This is a genomic window from Streptomyces sp. NBC_01116, from assembly GCF_041435495.1.
Taxonomy (GTDB): Bacteria; Actinomycetota; Actinomycetes; order Streptomycetales; family Streptomycetaceae; genus Streptomyces.
The window spans coordinates 5,069,838-5,087,707 of the sequence record NZ_CP108644.1 but is presented as its reverse complement, the minus strand read 5'-3'; the positions used below and the strand labels follow the sequence as shown (position 1 = coordinate 5,087,707).

At 71.7% G+C, this 17,870-nt stretch carries 13 protein-coding genes; 5 read left to right on the top strand and 8 right to left on the bottom strand.

The features are described from left to right. Window positions 1–104: 104 nt before the first annotated feature. The 5 genes from OG245_RS22320 to OG245_RS22300 form a co-directional block, all read right to left on the bottom strand. The gene (locus OG245_RS22320; RefSeq protein WP_371625257.1) at window positions 105–695 is read right to left on the bottom strand and encodes a TetR/AcrR family transcriptional regulator; all 591 of its coding nucleotides are present in this window, start codon (window positions 693–695) and stop codon (window positions 105–107) included. A 278-nt stretch (window positions 696–973) separates the two neighbouring features. Beyond that, window positions 974–2,023, bottom strand: a complete 1,050-nt coding sequence (locus tag OG245_RS22315; RefSeq protein ID WP_371625256.1) for an ABC transporter permease — start codon at window positions 2,021–2,023, stop codon at window positions 974–976. Next, window positions 2,010–2,936, bottom strand: a complete 927-nt coding sequence (locus tag OG245_RS22310; RefSeq protein ID WP_371627952.1) for an ABC transporter ATP-binding protein — start codon at window positions 2,934–2,936, stop codon at window positions 2,010–2,012. The genes OG245_RS22315 and OG245_RS22310 overlap by 14 nt, the downstream gene beginning before the upstream one ends. A 331-nt stretch (window positions 2,937–3,267) precedes the next feature. Further along, the gene (locus OG245_RS22305; RefSeq protein WP_371625255.1) at window positions 3,268–4,512 is read right to left on the bottom strand and encodes an outer membrane lipoprotein carrier protein LolA; all 1,245 of its coding nucleotides are present in this window, start codon (window positions 4,510–4,512) and stop codon (window positions 3,268–3,270) included. A 230-nt stretch (window positions 4,513–4,742) separates the two neighbouring features. Continuing rightward, window positions 4,743–5,753 carry a polyprenyl synthetase family protein gene (locus OG245_RS22300; RefSeq protein ID WP_371625254.1) on the bottom strand — a complete coding sequence of 337 codons (1,011 nt, stop codon included), beginning with the start codon at window positions 5,751–5,753 and terminating at the stop codon, window positions 4,743–4,745. Between the two features lie 159 nt (window positions 5,754–5,912). Here OG245_RS22300 and OG245_RS22295 point away from each other — a divergent pair, with 159 nt between their 5' ends. The 5 genes from OG245_RS22295 (at window position 5,913) to OG245_RS22275 (ending at window position 12,409) form a co-directional block, all read left to right on the top strand. Continuing rightward, complete coding sequence (locus tag OG245_RS22295; protein ID WP_371625253.1) at window positions 5,913–7,412, top strand: peptide MFS transporter; 1,500 nt, start codon at window positions 5,913–5,915, stop codon at window positions 7,410–7,412. Window positions 7,413–7,452: 40 nt separating this feature from the next. Continuing rightward, a complete protein-coding gene (locus OG245_RS22290; RefSeq protein ID WP_371625252.1) occupies window positions 7,453–9,447 on the top strand; it encodes a CocE/NonD family hydrolase in 1,995 nt (664 codons plus the stop codon). 159 nt (window positions 9,448–9,606) lie between these two features. Next, on the top strand, window positions 9,607–10,836 hold the full coding sequence (gene fahA, locus OG245_RS22285; RefSeq protein WP_371625251.1) for a fumarylacetoacetase: 1,230 nt from the start codon (window positions 9,607–9,609) through the stop codon (window positions 10,834–10,836). Beyond that, window positions 10,833–11,510, top strand: a complete 678-nt coding sequence (locus OG245_RS22280; RefSeq protein WP_371625250.1) for a GPP34 family phosphoprotein — start codon at window positions 10,833–10,835, stop codon at window positions 11,508–11,510. Before fahA ends, OG245_RS22280 begins: the two co-directional genes overlap by 4 nt. A gap of 290 nt (window positions 11,511–11,800) precedes the next feature. After that, a complete protein-coding gene (locus OG245_RS22275; RefSeq protein ID WP_371625249.1) occupies window positions 11,801–12,409 on the top strand; it encodes a Uma2 family endonuclease in 609 nt (202 codons plus the stop codon). A gap of 36 nt (window positions 12,410–12,445) precedes the next feature. On the opposite strand, the gene recQ is transcribed toward OG245_RS22275, so the two are convergent. The 3 genes from recQ to OG245_RS22260 all read right to left on the bottom strand — a co-directional run bounded on the left by recQ (window position 12,446) and on the right by OG245_RS22260 (window position 17,867). After that, window positions 12,446–14,482 (bottom strand): DNA helicase RecQ, encoded by a 2,037-nt coding sequence (recQ, locus tag OG245_RS22270; RefSeq protein ID WP_371625248.1) that lies wholly within the window; start codon window positions 14,480–14,482, stop codon window positions 12,446–12,448. A gap of 152 nt (window positions 14,483–14,634) precedes the next feature. Next, the gene (gene nuoN / locus OG245_RS22265) at window positions 14,635–16,299 is read right to left on the bottom strand and encodes an NADH-quinone oxidoreductase subunit NuoN (RefSeq protein WP_371625247.1); all 1,665 of its coding nucleotides are present in this window, start codon (window positions 16,297–16,299) and stop codon (window positions 14,635–14,637) included. Further along, window positions 16,296–17,867: an NADH-quinone oxidoreductase subunit M gene (locus tag OG245_RS22260; protein ID WP_371625246.1), complete on the bottom strand. Its 1,572-nt coding sequence runs from the start codon at window positions 17,865–17,867 to the stop codon at window positions 16,296–16,298. The genes nuoN and OG245_RS22260 overlap by 4 nt, the downstream gene beginning before the upstream one ends. Between the last annotated feature and the right edge of the window lie 3 nt (window positions 17,868–17,870).

The window sequence follows — 17,870 nt, the reverse complement described above, 5'->3', positions numbered from 1 at the left end:
GCCCTCTGACCTGTCATGATGGAGGTGACATCACACTTCCGGGGCAGGGTCCGGTACGGGCTCGTACCGGGGCTCGTACCGGGCCGGGATGTTCTTCCGGCGCCTCAGTACCCCGGCGCGCGCAGCGAGCGCAGTACGTGGTCGACCAGGGTGGCGATCATCTCCTCGTCCTGGACGGGCTTGCGCAGCACATGGCGGTAGTAGACGGGCCCGTACAGCATCTCCACGGCCAGCGGGAGGTCCGCGCCCGGCGGGATCTGGCCCTGCTCCTGGGCGCTGCGCAGCCGGCCGATCGCTTCCTCGACGCGCGGATCGACCAGCTCCTCCCGCAGCTGCCGGGCCAGCAGGTCGTCGTGGTGCAGCTCGGAGAGGATGCCCGCGTAGGCGGGGCCGAACGGCGGGACCGAGAGCAGTCTCACCGCGCCGGCGACATGGGCGCGCAGGTCGGCGCCGATGTCGCCGGTGTCCACGAACGGCGTGGCGTCGATCAGGGCGTCCGTGAACGCCTCCAGCAGCACCGCGCCCTTCGACGGCCACCAGCGGTAGATCGTCTTCTTGCTGACCCCGGCATCGGCCGCGATGGCCTCTATCGTGACGTGCCCGTACCCCCGCTCCGTACAGAGATCGAGAGCGGACCGCAGGATCGCGCGGCGTGACCTTTCGCTGCGGCGCACACTGCTCGGCGATGTGATCATTCGGTGAGCATAGGGGGGTTCCAGCCAATCTCTTGTTGACATCTCGTCGCCAAAGACCGAACAATACCCAGGCGGAAACGGAACGTACCGTGTCGTGTCGTTCCCTGTCTCCGCACCGTTCGTGCCGTTCGTGCCGCGACGAGCCGATCGGGGGACGGCTCGCCCGGCCGACGGCGCGGACGGCCTCCCGCCGATCCGATCAAGCCAGGAGAGGCGCGCTCGCGGAGTCGCGGCTCCCGGAATGCCATCCCTTACGGCCTCTCCCGGACCGTCTCTCGTCAGGCCGTGATGTCCTTGGCCGTGAAGCGCGCCCAGGCCGCCGAGCCGAACACCGCGACGTACAGCCCCTGCAGTTGGACGTTCTTGATCAGGTCGTCCCAGTGGACGGGCTCGCGCAGGACGTCCGCGAAGGACATCCAGTGGTGCGCGAACAGGTACGGGTGCACGCCGCTCAGCTGCGGAATGCTGTCCAGGATCTGCACCGTGATCAGCAACCCGACCGTGGCCGCCATCGCCCCGATCCCGCTGCCGGTGAGCGTCGAGACGAACAGTCCCAGTGCGGCGAATCCGGTCAGGGAGACCGCGACGACCAGCGCCGTCAGCGCCGCCCGCACCAGCCCCTCGCCGAAGCTGATCCGGGTCCCGGAGATCGTGGTGACCTCGCCCACCGGAAACAGCAGCGCACCGACCGCCAGCGCCGACGCCGCCACGACCAGGGTCGCGACCAGGCAGAAGGCGAGGACGGAGGCGTACTTCACGAGCAGCAGCCGGGTCCGGCCCGCCGGGGCGACCAGCAGATAGCGCAGGGTGCCGCTGCTCGCCTCGCCCGCGATCGCGTCGCCCGCGACGACGCCGACGGCCATCGGCAGGAAGACCGGCAGCGTCGCGGCGAGGGCGGCGAAGACGAGGAAGAGGCCGTTGTTGGTGACCTGGGCGAGGAACGCCGGGCCCGCCCCGCCGTCCGGGCCGCCCGACCCGCCACCGCCGCCGCCCGTCTCGATCCGGACCGCGATCCCGATGAGTACGGGTACGGCGGCGAGCACGCCGAGCAGGGCGAAGGTGCGGTGGCGGCGGAGCAGCGTGGTGATCTCGGACCGGAGAAGGCCCAGCGTCCACAAGGGGCCGCGGGGACGGACCGGATCGCGGGGACGCACCCGCACGGGATCGGGACCGCGAGGGCCCGCCGGATCGCCGGGTCCCGCCGGATCGCCGGGTTCCGCCGGCCCGGCCTGCGGTGTTGCCCGGGCCTGCGGTGCTGTCCCGGTCCGGGGCGGTGTCCCGGCCCGGGGTGCCGTCCCGGTCTGCGGCGGTGTCTCAGCCTGCGACATCGAATCCCTCTCCCGTGAGTGCGACGAAGGCGTCCTCCAATGAGCCTCGCTCGACGCCGAAGAACCGCACCCGCACCCCGCCGGACACCAGCGCCGCGTTGAGGTCGGCGAGGTCCACGGCGGCGGGCGGGGCGTCGGCGGTCAGCCGGTCGCCGTCGGCGCTCAGGCCGGTGAGCCCGTGTTTCCGGAGGATGCGGGCGGCGTCCCCGGGGTCGGGGGTGGTGACGGCGAGCCGGCCCCGGGCGCCCGCGGCGAGGTCGGCGACCGGGCCCTGGACGATCAGCCGGCCGCGGGCCATCACCGCGGCGTGCGTGCAGACCTGCTCGATCTCGTCCAGCAGATGGGAGGAGAGGAAGACCGTCGTGCCCTCGGCGGCCAGCTCCCGGACCAGGGAGCGGATCTCGCGCATGCCCTGCGGGTCGAGGCCGTTGGTCGGCTCGTCCAGGACCAGCAGCCGGCGCGGCCGGAGCAGGGCGGCGGCGAGCCCGAGGCGCTGCTTCATGCCGAGGGAGTACGCCTTGGCCTTCTTCCCGGAGGCGGCGGCGAGCCCGACCCGCTCCAGGGCCTCGTCGACGCGGGCCCCGCGGGTGCGCGGGTCGGCGGTGGGATCGGCCCGGTCGTAGCGCAGGAGGTTGTCCCGGCCGTTCAGGAAGCCGTACAGCGCGGGCCCCTCGATCAGCGCGCCGACCTCGGGCAGCACCGTACGGGCGGCGCCCGGCATCGGGCGCCCGAGCACCTCGACGGTGCCGGACGTCGGGTCGATGAGGCCCATCAGCATACGGATCGTGGTGGTCTTCCCCGACCCGTTGGGCCCGAGGAAGCCGAAGACGCTGCCGCCGGGCACGGTCAGGTCGAGGCCGTCCACGGCGAGCCGGCCGCCCCGGTAGCGCTTGGTCAGGCCACGGGTGCGCATGACCGGGCCGGCCTCCGCGGCGTCCGCCGCACCCGGACCGGCCTCCGCCGCGTGCACGGCACCCGGACCGGCCTCCGCGGCCTCCACGGCACCCGCAGCGCCGGACGTACCCGACGCGCCCGTCGTACGCGCACCGCCCGCGGTACGCGCACCGCCCGTCCCGGTCGCTCCGGCGGGCCCCGTCCCCGTCCCCGTCATCCCGGTCGCACCTCTCCCGTCCGCACGGCTGGCAGCGCCGCAGGGGCGCTGCCGCCCCGCCGCACGGTGTGCGACGGGGCGGGGTGTCCGGCGCCGGCGCCGGTCGTCCGGCACGGCGGGCGCCGGCGGTGTCCTACTTGGCGGCGTCGGCGGCGCGGACCAGCGCGTCCTTCGTCACCGCTCCGACGTACACCCTGCCGTCGTCCGTCAGCAGGGCGTTGACCAGGCGCGTCTTGAAGACCGTGCCCGAACCGAACTTCCCGGTGACCTTGTCGCCGACCGCGTCGAGGAAGCCCTGCGCCTCGGCCGGGAGGTCGCCCGAGCCGGTCGTCGGAAGACCCGTGCCGCCGGGGGTCCGGATCTCGGCGATCGAGGTCCAGCCCTTGCCGATGACGTTGAGGCCCTCGAAGCCGTCCAGCTCGGCCAGCTGCCCGGGAAGGGCCTTCTGCGCCGCGCCGTGCTCGTCCTTGCCGGTCTCCAGCTCGTCGGCCTCCGTCACCTCGGCGCCCTTGGGCGGCGTGAAGTCGAAGGTGGACGAGGCGGGCCTGGAGAAGTCGACCTTGGTGAACCCGGCGTCGACCACGGCCTTGCCGCCGCTCGCCGCCGACAGGGTGAACTTCAGCGGTACGCCGTTCTCGGCGTCCACGGCGATGCGGACCGAGCCGATCGTCGAACCGGACTGCTTCGGCTTGATCAGCAGCTGGTACGCGTCCCGCCCGGCGACCTGCGCCGTGCCGTCCACGGTGACCGAGGTGGTGTCCCCGGCCGCCGCGAGCGCCTGCTCGGCGAAGTCCTTCGGGGTGGCCGGAGCGCCCTTGCGGTCCTTCGGGGCCTTCTCCGCGAGCTTGCCGCCGTCCCGGCCCTCGGGGGCCTCGGCGTGGTAGACCTCGTCCGACGTGCTGTCGTACGCCCAGACCTCGCCCTGGTTGTGGATGACGCTGTACTCGGACGCGTCCCCGAGGATGGAGAGCTTCTGCCGCTCCGGGCCGTCGGCGGCCACCCGCAGCGTGTGCGTGCCGGACGTCAGCTCCATGAGCTTGTCCTGCGGGGCCGCCGCGCCGCCGTCCTCGTCCCCGCCCGCACCGCCCGGGACGAGCGAGCCCGCGAGGCCGTCGAGGGGCAGGCCCAGGTCGGTGCTGATCTTGAACGTGCCGGAGAGCTGCTCCTCGTCGGAAGCGGCGATCTTCTCGATGAGCTGCTGTGCGGTGATCTTCGGCAGGTCCGGGTCGCCGGTGCTGGCGAGCGCCGGGACGAGCCCGATGGTCGCGGCCGCCACCCCCGCGACCGCGACGGGGACGATGTAGCGCGCCGTCTTCCGGCGGCCCACGACAGTGCTCGTGGCCTCGCCGGTGGTCTCTGCGCTGTCGTTCGGTGCCATGGTGTGCCCTACCTCCGTGGTCGGCGGCTTCCGTTGTTAACCATCTGACCAAATCAGGCGGCCCGAAGCGTCAGACCGGGGAATCAACTCGGCGTACTGCTCCGGTATGACAACCAGGAGGGGTATGTGCGCCATCCAGTAGGGGTACGCCCCACCGGATGACGCGCCGTCAGCGGGCCCGCGCACGACGCCGAAGCTCTCGGCCCGCGCGACGCAGCACGGCAGATCTCTCAGCCCGCGCGGTGCACCACGGCGTCGCACAGCTCTTCCAGCGCCGACTTCGCGTATCCCTCGGGCAGCGGTGCGAGCGTGGCCCGCGCCGCCTGGGCGTAGCGCACGGTGTCCTGGCGGGCCTGCTCCAGAGCCGGGTGGGCGCGCAGCCGGCGCAGCACCTCGTCCAGGGCGTCGTCGTCGCCGAGGTCGCCGTCGAGCAGCTCGACGAGCTCCAGGTCGTCGGGCTTGCCGTCGGCCGCCGCCTGGGCGCGCAGCCGCAGGACCGGGAGCGTCGGGATGCCCTCGCGCAGGTCGGTGCCGGGGGTCTTGCCGGACTCGTGGGAGTCGGAGGCGATGTCGAGGACGTCGTCGGCGAGCTGGAAGGCGATGCCGAGCCGCTCCCCGTACTGGGTGAGGACGTCCACGGTGCGCTCGTCGGCGCCGGACATCATCGCGCCGAAGCGGCCGGACACGGCGACCAGCGAGCCGGTCTTGCCGCTGAGCACGTCCAGGTAGTGGTCGACCGGGTCACGGCCGTCGCGCGGGCCCGCGGTCTCCAGGATCTGGCCGGTGACGAGCCGTTCGAAGGCCTCCGCCTGGATGCGGACCGCCTCGGGGCCGAGGTCGGCCAGGATGTGGGAGGCGCGGGCGAAGAGGAAGTCGCCGGTGAGGACGGCGACGGAGTTGCCCCAGCGGGTGTTGGCGCTGGGGACCCCGCGCCGCACGTCGGCCTCGTCCATCACGTCGTCGTGGTAGAGCGTCGCCAGGTGGGTCAGTTCGACGACGACGGCGGCGGGGACGACGCCCGGCGCGCCCGGATCGCCGAATTGTGACGCGAGCATGACCAGCAAGGGGCGGAACCGCTTGCCCCCGGCCCGCACCAGATGCTGGGCGGCATCCGTGATGAAGGGGACATCGCTCTTTGTGGCTTCGAGCAGCCCCGCCTCGACAGCGGCCAGGCCCGACTGGACATCGGCCTCAAGAGCCTGGTCCCGCACGTGCAGTCCGAACGGCCCGACGACGGTCACGAGGGCATCTCCTGTCTGCTGACGATCACACGCAATGTCGATGTGTCGCTGTCTCTCCTAGCGACTTCAGCGTATCCGGTCCGCAATGGATCACCGTGGGCGGCTTCCCATGACCGCCGGTATGTTCGGGATCAGCTCATACGATCAGGAGTCCCCGTTTTGTCCCACAGCACCGCCGGCACCGAGCCGGCCAAGCCTCCGCCCGAGGACGACCACGCCTTCTTCGGGCAGCCACGAGGTCTGATGACCCTGTCGGGTCTGGAGGTCTGGGAGCGGTTCTCGTTCCTGGGCATGCAGGCCATCCTGGTGCTGTTCTTCGCCGACACGGTGGCGAACGGCGGCATGGACATGGACCCCGGAACCGCCGCCTCCGTCTCCGCCGCCTACGGGACGCTGGTCTATCTGGTCTCCGTGGCGGGCGGCTGGCTGGCCGACCGGATCCTCGGCTCGTACCGGGCCGTGCTCTACGGCGGCATCCTCATCGCCTGCGGCCACTACAGCATGGCCGTTCCCACCGACGCCATGACCTGGGTGGGCCTCGGCCTGATCAGCGCCGGAACGGGCCTGCTCAAGCCCAACGTGGCCTCCATGGTCGGCAAGCTCTACCGCACCGACGACGAGCGGCGCGACGCCGGCTTCGCCCTCTACTACATGGGCATCAACATCGGCGCGTTCGCCGGACCGCTGATCACCGGCTGGCTCGGCGAGCACGTCAGCTGGCACTGGGGCTTCTCGGCCGCCGCGGTCGGCATGACCCTCGGCCTGATCCAGTACGTCGCGGGCCGCCGTCACCTGGCCGGGCGTAAGCACGCCGCCGAATTCGCGCTGGCCCCCGACGCGATGCGCCGCGCGGTCCGGCTGATCATCGGCGGGGCCGTCGTGGTCGCCGCGGTGGCCACCGCCCTGGCCCTGGCGGGCTGGCTGACGATGGACCGGTTCGTCGACGTCCTCACCGTCATCTCGGTGATCGCGCCGATCGTCTACTTCGTGGTGATGTTCCGCTCCCCCCGGGTCACCGCGGAGGAGCGCGGCAGGCTCCGGCCCTACGTCGTCCTCTTCCTCGGGTCCGTCGTCTTCAACTTCATCCTCTTCCAGGCGTACTCGACGATGATGCTGCTCGCGTCGACGAACGCCCGGACCGAGATCCTCGGCTTCGCCTTCCCGGCCAGCTGGTACGCCTCCGCCCTCGGCGCCTTCGAGGTCGCGCTCGCCCCGGTCGTCGCCGCGGTCTGGGCGAAGATGGGCCCCCGCCAGCCGCACGCCTCCAACAAGATCGCCTTCGGGGTGATCCTCGGCGGGCTCTCCTTCCTGCTGATGGTCCTGCCGACCTCCGGGCACGCCGACGACACCTACCGCATGGCGGCCTGGTGGATCGTCGGCTCGTACCTGCTCCTCGGGCTCGGCGACATCCTGCTGGAGACCTCCGGCATGTCCGCCACCACCAAGCTCGCCCCCAAGGCGTTCGCCAGCCAGACGATGGCCCTGTGGTTCCTCTCGCTCGCCCTGGCCAACGGCATCCAGGCGCAGATCGTGAAGCTGTACGGCGAGGTCTCCAACCCCGCCTACTTCGGCGTCAACGGCGCGATCGCCGTGGCGGCGGGTGTGGCGATGATCGCCGCCGCCCCGTGGCTGAAACGCACCATGCACCCCGTCCACTGAGTGCGCCTTCGCACCCCGTCGCCGTCCATCGAGGTGACCCATGAACATCACGACCGAGTTTCCGTACGAGACCACCCGCGAGGACGTCTCCATCCCGCTGCCCGACGGCACCCGGCTCTACGCCCGGATCTGGCGGCCGCTGACCGACGAACCGGTCCCGGCCCTGCTGGAGTACCTGCCCTACCGGCTCGGCGACTGGACCGCGCCCCGCGACTGGCAGCGCCACCCCTGGTACGCGGGCCACGGCTACGCCTCCGTACGGGTCGACGTCCGCGGCCACGGCAACAGCGAGGGCCTGCCGGGCGACGAGTACGACGCGCAGGAGCTTCAGGACGGCGTCGCCGTCATCCACTGGCTGGCCCAGCAGGAGTGGTGCTCCGGCCGGGTGGGGATGTTCGGCATCTCCTGGGGCGGCTTCAACTCGCTCCAGATCGCCGCGCTCGCCCCCGAGCCGCTGAAGGCGATCGTCACCGTCTGCTCGGCCGACGACCGCTACGACAACGACGTCCACTACATGGGCGGCTCCGTCCTCGCCGTGGACATGCACGCCTGGGCCGCCACCATGCTCGCCTTCGTCTGCCGCCCGCCGGACCCGGCGCAGGTCGGCGAGGACTGGAAGGAGATGTGGCTGAAGCGGCTGGAGGCCGTCGACCCCTTCATCCACACCTGGCTGGCCCACCAGAGCCGCGACGACTACTGGAAGCACGGCAGCGTCTGCGAGGACTACGGCGCGATCAAGGCGAAGGTCCTCGCGGTCGGCGGCTGGCACGACCCGTACCGGGACACCGTGCTGCGGCTCGTGGAGCACCTGGACCCGGAGCAGGTGCGCGGGCTGATCGGCCCCTGGTCGCACCAGTACCCCGACCGGGGGCTGCCGCCGGGACCCGGGATCGGCTTCCTCCAGGAGACGCTGCGCTGGTGGGACCAGCACCTCAAGGGCCAGGAGACGGGCGTGATGCGGGAGCCGCTGCTGCGGTCCTGGATCAGCGGCTCGCACCCGCCCGCCACGGTGTACGAGACGCTGCCGGGCCGCTGGGTCGGGGACGCCAGCTGGCCCTCGGAGAACGTCTCCCCGGTGGCGTACGCCCTCCAGGGCGGCGAGCGGATCGTCGCCTCGCCGCAGCAGACCGGCGTGGACGCGGGCCGCTTCTTCCCGTTCGGCAACGACGCGGACCTGCCGCCGGACCAGCGGGACGAGGACGCGAAGTCGGTGTCGTTCGAATTCCCCGTCGAGGACGCGCCGATCGAGATCCTCGGCCGCCCCCGGGTGAAGCTCCGCCTCCGGATGGACGTCCCGCGCGGCCAGGCCATCGCCCGGCTCTGCGACGTCGCGCCCGACGGCTCCTCCACCCTGGTCACCCGGGGCGTCCTCAACCTCGCCGCCCGGCACGGCCGCGACCGCACCGACGACTGGCCCCCGGGCGAGACCGAGGACGTGGTCTTCGACCTCAACGGCATCGGGCACACCTTCCCGCCCGGCCACCGCATCCGGCTCGCCGTCTCCTCCTCGTACTGGCCCTGGATCTGGCCGCAGGCCGGCTCGGCGGGCTTCACCCTGGACGCCGACGGCAGCTTCGTCGAACTCCCGGTGCGCCGCCACACCGAGGACCCGGCGATCACCTTCGGGGAGCCCGAGCAGTCCGAACCGCTCGGCGTGGTCTACCCGGTCACCCTGGAGGAGCCCCGCCCCGAACGCCTCGTCGTCCGCGATGTCGCCAAGGGCGAATGGCGCATGGAGGTCGACCCCCGCTACGGCGGTACGCGGGTCTACCCCGACGGCCTCGAATTCACCGAGGACGCCCTGGAGACGTACACGATCCAGCAGGACGACCCGCTCTCCGCGCGGACCCGCTCCGACTGGCGGATCCGGCTGCACCGCCCGGAGATGGCCTGGGACGTGGAGATCGAGACCCGCTCCGAGATCGCCGCCGACGAGCAGGACTTCATCACCTCCAACGAGGTGATCTGCAAGGAGGGCGGGGAGATCGCCTTCCACCGCACCTGGGAGAAGCGCATCCCGCGCACGGCGGGCTGAGCGGCCTCCCGCCCCGCGCTCGGGTCCCCCGGATTTCCGGGGGACCCGACGAACTTTCCGGGCAATGCGCACAGTTGGGGATAGTCAGGGCACTGCCGCTGGGTAGGAGCACCGACGTAACGTGTCCTCAACGCGACCTGGAAAGCGAGGCAGCACCACATGCCCGAGCAGAGCAGCCCGCTCGATCTGGCCGAGGGCGACCCCTTCGGCCCGCACAACCTTCCGTACGGTGTGTTCTCCACCCCCGACCACCCCGACGACCGCCGGGTCGGCGTCCGCATCGGCAACCACGTCCTGGACGCCGGGGCCGCCGCCCACGCGCTGGGCTCCCCCTACGCGGGGCTGCTCGCGCAGCCGAGCCTGACGCCGCTGCTCGCGGCGGGCCGCACCGCCTGGCGGGACGTGCGCCGCGCGCTCACCGCCTGGCTGACGGTCCCCGCCCACCGCGCGGACATCGAACCGCTGCTGCACCCGGTGGACGCGGTGACCCTGCACCTGCCGTACGAGGTCGCGGACTACGTCGACTTCTACGCCAGCGAGCACCACGCCACCAACGTCGGCCGGATCTTCCGGCCGGACGGCGACGCGCTCACCCCCAACTGGAAGCACCTGCCGATCGGCTACCACGGCCGCTCCGGCACCGTCGTGGTCTCCGGCACCGACGTGGTGCGCCCCAGCGGCCAGCGCAAGGCCCCCGCCGACCCGGCCCCCGTCTTCGGGCCCTCGGTGAAACTCGACATCGAGGCCGAGGTCGGCTTCGTCGTCGGCGTCCCCTCCGCGCACGGCACACCGGTCCCGCTGGCCGACTTCCGCGAGCGCGTCTTCGGCCTCTCGCTCCTCAACGACTGGTCCGCCCGCGACCTCCAGGCCTGGGAGTACGTGCCACTCGGCCCGTTCCTCGGCAAGTCCTTCGCCACCTCCGTCTCCGCCTGGGTCACCCCGCTGGAGGCCCTGGACGCCGCGCGCACCGCACCCCCGGCCCGCGACTTCCCGCTCCTGCCCTACCTCGACGACGCCGAGGACGAGGAGCCGGGCGGCTTCGACATCCGCATCACCGTCGAGATCAACGGCCAGGCCGTCGCCGAGCCGCCGTTCGCCTCGATGTACTGGACGGCCGCCCAGCAGCTCGCCCACATGACGGTGAACGGCGCGTCGCTGCGCACCGGCGACCTCTACGGCTCCGGCACCGTCAGCGGCCCCGAGCCCGCCCAGCGCGGCTCGCTCCTGGAGCTGACCTGGAACGGCCGCGACGCGCTCGAACTCCCCGAGGGCAAGCGGACGTTCCTGGAGGACGGCGACACGGTCACGCTGACCGCCTGGGCCCCCGGTCCGCACGGCACCCGCGTGGGCCTCGGCGACGTGACCGGAAGGATCGTCACCGCACGATGACGCACGACGCCCCCGCGCTGGCGCTGCCCGAGGAGCTGATCCTGCTCGCCCTGGACCCGGACCGGGGAAAGCCGACGTGCAACGCCCGCGATCTGGCGTACGGGACCGCCGGCGCCGTCCTCGCGGAGCTGGAGATCCAGGGCCGGATCCGGGAGGAGGGCGGCCGGGTCCACGTGGTGAACCCGCTGGACCCGGCCGACCCGCTCCTCGCCGCCATGCTCCGGACCCTGGACCCGCCGGCCAAGGGCCGCCGCCGCCCGGGGATCCGCGCCCGGCGCTGGGTGGGCGACTACGACCGGTACGTACAGGAGAAGTACCTGGACTCCCTGGTCGAACGCTCCATCCTGTCCCGGAGGACCCACCGCTTCCTCGGCGTCATGCCGTACCACCGCCACTTCCCGGGCGTGCCGGACCTCTCGCGGGGCGTCCTCGACCGGTTCGCGGCGGCCGAGGCGGCGGGGTATCCGGACCACCGCGACCGGGTGCTGGCCTCCCTGGCCTCCGCCATCGGCCTGGCCGGCGACCTGACCCGCCTCGGCCGCACGGGCCGGACGGTCATGAAGGTCATGCGCCGCTCCGAGTGGACCGCCGTGGCCGTCCGCTACAACGTGAAGCAGAACGAGACCGGCAACGGCTGGAGCGGCTACAGCGGAGGAGGCGGCGACGGGGACTAGGGCGTGTTTCGAAAGTCCCGCCTGCTCGGCGACGCCTGGCACGCACGCTCGCCGCGTTGTCGGGATCACCCCGATACATCCAGTATCGGGGCGACCCTCCGCCTTGCGATCGCACGCACCAGACGCCGCCGAGCCCGCCCTCCGGGCGGACGGCGCTACTTTCGAAACACGCCCTAGAAGAGCGGGCCGGTCAGCGGTGCGCGAGGCGTTCACACGTTCGGGGGAGCCCCATGCGCTTCCGGGCGGATACGCTGGTCGGGCCCGCGAGACTCCTCCCCATGGGAGCAATGATGAGCATCGAACCCGAGGCCTCCGAGCCGCGGTGGGCGGTCCCGCCCGAGGGCGGCTGGACCGCCGATGACCTGGACACACTCCCGAATCTGCCTCCGCACACGGAGCTGATCGACGGGAGCCTCGTTTTCGTGAGTCCGCAGACCCTTTTCCATTCGCGAGCGGTCGACTTCTTCAACTGGCAGTTGCAGTCCTTGGCTCCGCCCGAGCTGGAGGTCGTGCGCGAGTTCACCATCGACATCGACCGCTACAACCGGCCCGAGCCCGATGTGATCGTCATCGACGGTGACATCATCCAGGACCCGGACCAGACCCGGTTCCCCGCCGAGTCGGTGCGCCTGGCCATCGAGGTCGTCTCGCCCGAGTCCCGGTCCCGCGACCGGGAGACCAAGCCCGTGAAGTACGCCCGGGCGGCGATCCCCCACTACTGGCGGGTGGAGAACCACGACGGGCGTGCCGTGGTGTACGTCTTCGAGCGGGAGCCGGCCACCGGTGCGTACACCTCGACGGGGATCTTCCACGACCGGATGAAGGTGTCGGTGCCCTTCACCGTCGACCTTGACCTCACGGCGATCACGCCCCGCCGCCGGGCGGCGGACCTGGGATAGGTCCCGCCGCCCCTCCCCCACCGCCCGGTACGCGCCTCACTCGTACTCGGGCGGTTCCTCGTCCCAGCCGAACTCGGGGTCGCCGTGCTGCGGGGCCGGGGCTTGCGCACGGGCCGGGGCCGGGGCCGCCGTGCGTGGTGCGGGAGCCGGGGTCGCGGGTGCGGGAGTCTCCGTCGACGCCCCCGGGGGCGTCTGCGCCAGGACCTCCAGCACGCCCTCCCCGTAGGTCGCGAGCTTCTTCTCGCCCAGGCCGCTGACGCCGCCCAGCTCCGCGAGCGAGCTCGGGTGCAGCGTCGCGATCTCCCTCAGCGTGGCGTCGTGGAAGATGACGTACGCCGGGACGCCCTGCTCCTTCGCCGTCACCCCGCGCCAGGCGCGCAGCGCCTCGAAGACCGGGACGGCGGACTCGGGGAGGTCGGCCGCGGCCGCCTTGCCCTTGGCGCCCCGTCCTCCGCCGGCGGAGGACGACGACCGGGTCGTCGGCTTCTTCGGCTCCTTGCGGAGCAGCACGTCCCGCTCCCGGCCGAGGACCGTCGCGCTCTCGTCGGTCAGGACCAGCGTGCCGTACTCCCCCTCGACCGCGAGCAGCCCCTGCGCCAGCAGCTGGCGCACCACTCCGCGCCACTCCGCCTCCGCCAGCTCCTCGCCGATGCCGAAGACGGAGAGCTGGTCGTGGTCGAACTGGATGACCTTGGCGGTCTTGCGGCCCAGCAGGATGTCGATGATCTGTCCCGCGCCGAACTTCTGGTTCCGTTCGCGCTTCAGCCGCACCACCGTGGAGAGCAGCTTCTGCGAGACGACCGTGCCGTCCCAGGTCTCCGGCGGGGCCAGGCAGGTGTCGCAGTTGCCGCAGGCGGGTGCTGTGGGCTCCTGGCCGAAGTAGGTCAGCAGCTGGGCCCGCCGGCACTGGACCGTCTCGCACAGGGCCAGCATCGAGTCCAGGTGGGAGGCGGCCCGGCGGCGGAACGCCTCGTCGCCCTCGCCGCCCTGGATGAGCTTGCGCTGCTGGACGACGTCCTGGAGCCCGTACGCCATCCAGGCCGTCGACGGCTCCCCGTCACGGCCCGCGCGGCCGGTCTCCTGGTAGTACCCCTCGACGGACTTGGGGAGGTCGACGTGGGCGACGAAGCGGACGTCCGGCTTGTCGATGCCCATGCCGAACGCGATCGTCGCGACGACGACGAGCCCCTCCTCGCGGAGGAAGCGCGCCTGGTGGGTGGCGCGCGTGGAGGCGTCCAGGCCCGCGTGGTACGGCACGGCCTCCACGCCGTTGTGGCAGAGGTACTCCGCGATCTTCTCCGTGGAGTTGCGCGAGAGGCAGTAGACGATGCCCGCGTCCCCGGCGTGCTCCTCCTTGAGGAAGGAGAGCAGTTGCTTCTTGGGCTCGGACTTCGGCACGATCCGGTACTGGATGTTCGGCCGGTCGAAGCTCGCGACGAAGTGCTTCGCGTCCGGCATGCCGAGGCGGCGGGTGATCTCCTCGTGCGTGGCGTTCGTCGCGGTCGCCGTCAGGGCGATGCGCGGCACGTCCGGCCAGCGCTCGCCGAGCACGGACAGGGCCAGGTAGTCGGGGCGGAAGTCGTGGCCCCACTGGGCGACACAGTGCGCCTCGTCGATCGCGAAGACGGAGATCTCGCCCCGGGCCAGCAGGGAGAGGGTGGAGTCCAGGCGGAGCCGCTCCGGCGCCAGGTAGAGCACGTCCAGCTCGCCCGCGAGGAACTGCGCCTCCATCGAGCGGCGCTCGTCGAAGTCCTGCGTGGAGTTCATGAAGCCGGCCCGGACGCCGAGCGCCCGCAGGGCGTCGACCTGGTCCTGCATGAGGGCGATCAGCGGGGAGACGACGACGCCGGTGCCCCGCCGGACCAGGGACGGGATCTGGTAGCAGAGGGATTTCCCACCGCCGGTGGGCATGAGCACGACCGCGTCGCCGCCCGCCACCACGTGCTCGATGATCGCGCCCTGCTCGCCGCGGAACGACTCGTACCCGAAGACGCGGTGCAGCGTCCGCCGCGCCTCGCTCTCGCCGCCCGCGTCGGTGCCGGTCCCGGTCACCGTCCCGGTGGTCTCATCCATGGTCACACCCAATGCTCTGTCCCCCGAGGGTCCGCACGCCCGGCCCTGTCCGTCCTGCTCGTCCCCGTCCACGATAGGCGGAGGCAACGACAACGCCGGACGGTCTGTGGATATCCGACCGTCCGGCGCTGCTGAACCGCGTACCGCGCGGGCTACCGCACGAACACTCCCGCCTGGCTCGCCAGGTCCAGGAAGTACTGCGGGGCCAGGCCCAGCACCAGGGTGACGGCGACGCCGACCGCGATCGTCGTCATGGTCAGCGGGGACGGGACGGCGACCGTGGGGCCGTCCGCCTTCGGCTCGCTGAAGAACATCAGGACGATCACGCGGATGTAGAAGAACGCCGCGACGGCCGAGGAGAGCACACCGACGACGACCAGCGCGCCGGCCCCGCCCTCGGCGGCCGCCTTGAACACCGCGAACTTCCCGGAGAACCCTGAGGTCAGCGGGATGCCCGCGAAGGCCAGCAGGAACACCGCGAAGACCGCGGCGACCAGCGGCGAGCGGCGGCCGAGCCCGGCCCACTTCGACAGGTGGGTGGCCTCGCCGCCCGCGTCCCGCACCAGGGTGACGACGGCGAACGCGCCGACCGTCACGAAGGAGTAGGCCAGCAGGTAGAAGAGGACCGAGGAGATGCCCTCCGGGCTGGCCGCGATGACACCCGCGAGGATGAAGCCCGCGTGTGCGATCGAGGAGTAGGCCAGCAGTCGCTTGATGTCGGTCTGGGTGATCGCGACGATCGCGCCGCCCAGCATCGTGACGATGGCCACCGCCCACATGACCGGCCGCAGGTCCCAGGCGAGGCCCGGGAGCGCCACGTACAGCAGGCGCAGCAGCGCGCCGAACGCGGCGACCTTCGTCGCGGCGGCCATGAAGCCGGTCACCGGGGTCGGGGCGCCCTGGTAGACGTCCGGGGTCCACATGTGGAACGGGACCGCGCCGACCTTGAAGAGCAGGCCGGTCAGGATCATCGCGCCGCCGATGAGCAGCAGTGCGTCGTTGCCCATGGTGTCGGCGAGGGCCGGGTCGATCTCCAGGACCGAGCCGTCGACGACGTTGGCGATCTCCGCGTACCCGAGGGAGCCCGCGTAGCCGTAGAGGAGGGCGATCCCGAAGAGCAGGAACGCCGAGGAGAACGCTCCGAGCAGGAAGTACTTCACGGCCGCCTCCTGCGACATCAGCCGCTTGCGGCGGGCGACGGCGCACAGGAGGTAGAGCGGGAGCGAGAAGACTTCCAGCGCGATGAAGAGGGTCAGCAGGTCGTTGGCGGCCGGGAAGACCAGCAGCCCCGCCACCGAGAAGAGCAGGAGCGGGAAGACCTCGGTGGTGGTGAACCCGGCCCGCACCGCGGCCTTCTCGCCCTCGCCGCCCGGCACGGAACCGGCCTGCGCGGCGAACGAGTCGACCCGGTTGCCGTTGCTGCTCGGGTCGAGCCGGCGCTCGGCGAAGGTGAACACCGCCACCATGGCGACCAGGAGAATGGTGCCCTGGAGGAACAGGGTGGGGCCGTCGATCGCGATGGCGCCCATGGCCACGATCCCGGCGTCCGTGGTGCCGTATCCGCCGGCCGCGAGGCCGACGATCGCGGCGAACGAGCCGGCGACCGCCACCACGGTCAGGAGGAGCTGGGCGTGGTAGCGGGCCCGGCGCGGCACGAAGGCCTCCACCAGGATGCCCAGGACGGCGGCGACCACGATGATCAGGACCGGCAGCAGCTGGGTGTACTCGATCTTCGGCGCCGTGAACGAGTTGCCCGGTGCCGCCGATGTCACCCCGCTCGCCGTCGTCCACAGACTGTGGACAGCTGTTGCGCTCACTTGGCGGCCTCCACCTCGGGCTGGGGGTCCTTCTTCTGTACGTCGGACATGGTGTGCTCCACCGCCGGGTTGACGACCTCGGTGAGCGGCTTCGGGAAGACGCCCAGGAAGATCAGCACGGCGATCAGCGGAAGCGCGACCGCCAGCTCCCGGGCCCGGAGGTCCGGCATGGACCGGACCGATTCCCGCACCGGGCCGGTCATCGTGCGCTGGTAGAGGACCAGGACGTAGAGCGCGGCGAGCACGATGCCGGAGGTGGCGATGATGCCGGCCACCGGATACGCGCTGAACGTGCCGACGAGGACCAGGAACTCACTGACGAACGGGGCGAGTCCGGGCAGCGACAGGGTGGCGAGCCCGCCGATGAGGAACGTCCCGGCCAGCACGGGGGCGACCTTCTGCACCCCGCCGTAGTCCGCGATGAGCCGTGATCCGCGCCGGGTGATGAGGAATCCGGCGACCAGCAGCAGCGCGGCCGTCGAGATCCCGTGGTTGACCATGTAGAGCGTGGCGCCCGACTGGCCCTGGCTGGTCATCGCGAAGATGCCCAGGACGATGAAGCCGAAGTGCGAGATCGAGGCGTAGGCGATGAGCCTCTTGATGTCGCGCTGGCCGACCGCGAGCAGCGCCCCGTAGACGATGGAGACGAGCGCCAGCGTGATGACCACCGGCGTCGCCCACTTGCTGGCCTCCGGGAAGAGCCCGAGGCAGAAGCGGAGCATCGCGAAGGTGCCGACCTTGTCGACGATCGCGGTGATCAGCACGGCGACCGGGGCGGTGGCCTCGCCCATCGCGTTGGGCAGCCAGGTGTGCAGCGGCCACAGCGGGGCCTTCACCGCGAAGGCGAAGAAGAACCCGAGGAACAGCCACCGCTCGGTGCTGGTCGCCATCTCCAGGGAGCCGTTGGCGCGGGCCTCGGCGATCTCGGAGAGCGAGAAGCTGCCCGCGACCACGTACAGCCCGATGACGGCGGCCAGCATGATCAGGCCGCCGGCCAGGTTGTAGAGGAGGAACTTGACCGCCGCGTACGACCGCTGGGTCGCGGCGTTCTCGTCGGTGCCCGCGTGGGCGCGGTCGCCGAAGCCGCCGATGAGAAAGTACATCGGGATGAGCATGGCTTCGAACAGGATGTAGAAGAGGAAGACGTCGGTCGCGGTGAACGACAGGATCACCATGGCCTCGACCATGAGGATCAGGGCGAAGAAGCCCTGTGTCGGACGCCAGCGCGAGGACTTCGTCTCCAGGGGGTCGGCGTCGTTCCAGCCGGCCACGATGACGAACGGGATCAGCAGCGCGGTGAGGCCGAGGAGCGCCACCCCGATGCCGTCCACGCCCAGTTCGTAGCGGACGCCGAAGTCGGCGATCCAGGCCCGGGACTCGGTGAGCTGGTAGCGGTCGCCGCCCGGCTCGAAGCGGAGGAAGACGACCGCCGCCAGGACGAGCGTGCCGAGCGAGAAGAGCAGCGCGAGCCATTTGGCCGCGGTGCGCCGCGCGGCGGGGACGGCGGCGGTGGCGATGGCGCCGATCGCCGGGAGCGCCGCCGTCGCGGTCAGGAGGGGAAAGGACATGTG

Excerpts from the sequence above, each read along its gene's own strand:
- OG245_RS22320 (WP_371625257.1), bottom strand. The coding sequence starts at position 695 with ATGATCACATCGCCGAGCAGTGTGCGCCGCAGCGAAAGGTCACGCCGC.
- OG245_RS22315 (WP_371625256.1), bottom strand. The coding sequence starts at position 2,023 with ATGTCGCAGGCTGAGACACCGCCGCAGACCGGGACGGCACCCCGGGCC.
- OG245_RS22280 (WP_371625250.1), top strand. The coding sequence starts at position 10,833 with ATGACGCACGACGCCCCCGCGCTGGCGCTGCCCGAGGAGCTGATCCTG.
- OG245_RS22275 (WP_371625249.1), top strand. The coding sequence starts at position 11,801 with ATGAGCATCGAACCCGAGGCCTCCGAGCCGCGGTGGGCGGTCCCGCCC.
- OG245_RS22305 (WP_371625255.1), bottom strand. The coding sequence starts at position 4,512 with ATGGCACCGAACGACAGCGCAGAGACCACCGGCGAGGCCACGAGCACT.
- OG245_RS22290 (WP_371625252.1), top strand. The coding sequence starts at position 7,453 with ATGAACATCACGACCGAGTTTCCGTACGAGACCACCCGCGAGGACGTC.
- OG245_RS22260 (WP_371625246.1), bottom strand. The coding sequence starts at position 17,867 with ATGTCCTTTCCCCTCCTGACCGCGACGGCGGCGCTCCCGGCGATCGGC.
- fahA (WP_371625251.1), top strand. The coding sequence starts at position 9,607 with ATGCCCGAGCAGAGCAGCCCGCTCGATCTGGCCGAGGGCGACCCCTTC.
- recQ (WP_371625248.1), bottom strand. The coding sequence starts at position 14,482 with ATGGATGAGACCACCGGGACGGTGACCGGGACCGGCACCGACGCGGGC.
- OG245_RS22310 (WP_371627952.1), bottom strand. The coding sequence starts at position 2,936 with ATGCGCACCCGTGGCCTGACCAAGCGCTACCGGGGCGGCCGGCTCGCC.